This window comes from Calothrix rhizosoleniae SC01, from assembly GCF_900185595.1.
Taxonomy (GTDB): Bacteria; Cyanobacteriota; Cyanobacteriia; order Cyanobacteriales; family Nostocaceae; genus Calothrix_A; species Calothrix_A rhizosoleniae.
Map to the genome: position 1 here is coordinate 1 of NZ_FYBH01000400.1, position 945 is coordinate 945.

Below are 945 nucleotides of genomic sequence, written 5' to 3' on the forward strand. Positions count from 1 at the left end.
TTATTGTGCCGACTTACTTACTACCTCGATACTGTGTTGGTTAATATATATGGTAATTCGTAATTTATTTAAGCACATAACGACATTAACTTTATGCGTTGGCTTATCTGTTTCTTGTTCTTCAAATCCCAATATAGAAAAAAATAATTTAACTGATGGGAATGCTATAAAAAATTCAGATCCTCATATTATTTATGGCAATTTAATCATTAATGAAAAATCAGATTATCTAATGATTCCAGTTGATGTCGGGACTGGAAATCAGGAAAGTAATTTTTTATTTGGTTCTTCTCGTTATTCTGGTAAGAATGGTAGTATAAAACCTTATAATATTATTTTTTATGCCAAAAAAGATGGAAAAGCTCATGTTTTATTAAATAAAAAAGCCTTAATCAACAAATTTAAACTATTAGAATATAAACAAGAATCTGGTAAGGAAACACAAAAATTTTGGTTTTATAAAATAATTGAAAAGGACACCAATGGTAATAAGCAACTCGATTCTCAAGATGCCATCGTTGGTTATATATCAGACATATCAGGAAAAAATATCAAACAAATAACTCCTGATAATACCCAGATTATGAATTGGAATATTATTCAGAGCGTTGGCGCTATGTTTATTAAAATAGTTAAAGATTCTGATAATGATAAAAGATTCACAGACAAAGATAAAACAGCTTTTATCAAAGTTAATCTAGATAATCCTGAAATCGGTAAGGAAATAATTAATGAAGAACTAGAAAAACAAATCCAATCATATACTTTAGAATAAACAATCTTCTCTAGCAAGTCTATAGCTTATTTGCAAAAAAAAATTTTAGATCGCTCCGCTCAAGAAGGGTAAAGAGAAAGAAGTGCAAAGGGGAAAAGAACTAAGGATTGAGGATGAAATAAAATACAACAAAACCTCACCCTGTCCTATCGAACATCCCTCTCCTTACT

At 29.3% G+C, this 945-nt stretch carries 1 protein-coding gene; it reads left to right on the plus strand.

Features of this window, described 5'->3' with window-relative positions; translation table 11 throughout:
* Window positions 1–775, plus strand: a 775-nt coding sequence (locus tag CALSC_RS24440; RefSeq protein WP_235006936.1) for a hypothetical protein, incomplete at its 5' end; no start/stop codon positions are given.
* Window positions 776–945: the final 170 nt, after the last annotated feature.